This is a genomic window from Moorena sp. SIO3B2 (assembly GCF_010692525.1).
In the GTDB taxonomy this organism is placed as follows: domain Bacteria; phylum Cyanobacteriota; class Cyanobacteriia; order Cyanobacteriales; family Coleofasciculaceae; genus Moorena; species Moorena producens.
In genome coordinates, this window is sequence record NZ_JAAHHE010000770.1 from 1 (window position 1) to 1,852 (window position 1,852).

2 protein-coding genes are annotated in these 1,852 nt (G+C 43.6%); both read right to left on the bottom strand.

Annotated features, from left to right (window positions below; translation table 11 throughout):
* Positions 1-499: class I SAM-dependent DNA methyltransferase (locus F6K38_RS40855; protein WP_287360539.1), on the bottom strand; the 499-nt coding region annotated here is incomplete at its 3' end.
* A 107-nt stretch (positions 500-606) separates the two neighbouring features.
* The coding region (locus tag F6K38_RS40860) for a thioesterase domain-containing protein (protein ID WP_287360540.1) at positions 607-1,852 on the bottom strand (1,246 nt) is incomplete at its 5' end.

Consider the following 1,852-nt stretch of genomic DNA (forward strand, 5'->3'; position numbering starts at 1 on the left):
TGAACTCGTTACTCTCAGACAGATCGGTAGGCATACTAACAACAATGTATCCCCCTGGCTTGGTAATACGAATCAGTTCGTCAAATGCGTTACTTTTGACATGTCCATAGGTAAAAACCCCAACACTGATGATGGCATCAAAGGTGGCTGAGGGAAAATCCAAGGGTTCACCCAAAACTTGTTGGTGGAAACTGGTGTAAACATTCTTTTTCCGAGCTTCCTCTAGCATGCCTGAGGATATGTCCATCGCCTCTAGGTGATGGTAACCGCGCTGGTTAAGAAACTGCCCAACCAAGCCTGTACCTGCTCCGGCATCTAAAATCTTGGCATCTTTGGAAACATAATTGACCAATACCTCTGCTGCAGGCTCTGGTCCGACATAGCCAAATGCATCATCTAGGTCTTGCTCGTAGTCTTTGGCCCAGATGTCATAGCGTTCAATTAATTCCTGATTATTCTCGGAACTATAGACCCACTTAACTTTGTCTGTTTTACTCATGTTTTTTCCGATACTATCTTTGTTAACAAGCATCTTGCTTAAGCTCCCAATTTGAGGTGAAATCTTCAGCTAGGCAAAGCCTAGCTGAGGCAGGGCAATAGAAAACACTAACCTACTCTTGCCTTTGCTTTATCTAGGCAGTATTGTAGCTGTTGAACTAAAACTGAAATATTGGGTTCGGTTACCATAGAGAAATGGTTCCCTGGGACAACATGAAATTCTAAGGGTTGAGCAGAAAGTTGATCCCAGCCCCAGGTTTGATCTTTTAGAGTAGTTAACTGATTAGGTAAATAATCCCCTACAGCCCCAAATTCACTGGCTCGGAAGAAGGTAATCGGAGTTCCATCAATCTCCTGAGGTTGATAGCTAGCAATTGCTTGAGTGTTAGCTTTGTAAACCTCAAAGATTCGACTCAGGTCAGTTTTACTCAACATCTGACCAGCGTTTTTCAATCGTTCCAGAAAGTAGTTTAGCTGTTCTTCCGAACTAAGAAACTGGAGTGCTTCGCGGGAAATATCCAGGTTTTGACCTAAAAGGCCTCCATAGATAGTCGCTAACTCAGTTATGAATTTGGCATTATCCCAATTAACTACGTCTTTCTCTGGTTCAGGAATTTCTACTTGGACATCGACAATGGTCAGCAAAGACACTTCCTGCCCCTGACTCAATAGCTGTTGAGCCATCTCAAACGCGACTTTCCCCCCGAAAGAATGACCACCTAGTAGATAGGGTCCGTTGGGTTGAACTGTTTGTACAGCTTTAATATGGTGGGCAGCTATATCTGCCATGCAAGTATAAGGTTGCAAGTCTTCTTCAAGACCGAGGGTACGCAAACCATATAACGGTTGTTCGGAACCTAGATGACGTGCCAACTGCTGGAAGTCAAAGACATTGCCAAGAATTCCGGAAACCAAGAATAAAGGAGGCTTGGAACCCTCGGGCTGAATGGGCACTAAGGTAGAAAGGAAGGACTCGGTTCCAGTGGAGTTATTTTGGGTCTTTTTGCTTGGCGAACCGAGATCCGCAAGAAGTTCTTGGGATAAATAATCAACCATTGCCTCTATGGTTGGATAGTCAAATAGTAGAGTTGAACGTAGAGAGCAGCCCACGCTGGATTGTAGATGATTCCTCAACTGAACTGCCATTAGAGAATCCAGACCCAAATCAATTAACCTTTGCCCCAGTTCTATTTGATCTGGAAAACTTAATCCTAAGGTTTTAGCAACTTGGGTACGAACGCGCTCTACTAATAAATCCCGACGTTGGTTAGCAGGAACTGCCTCTAATTCTGTCTTAAAATCAAGATTTGTTTCCCTGACAGTAGTATTTACAGTAGTATTTGGCGCAACATCT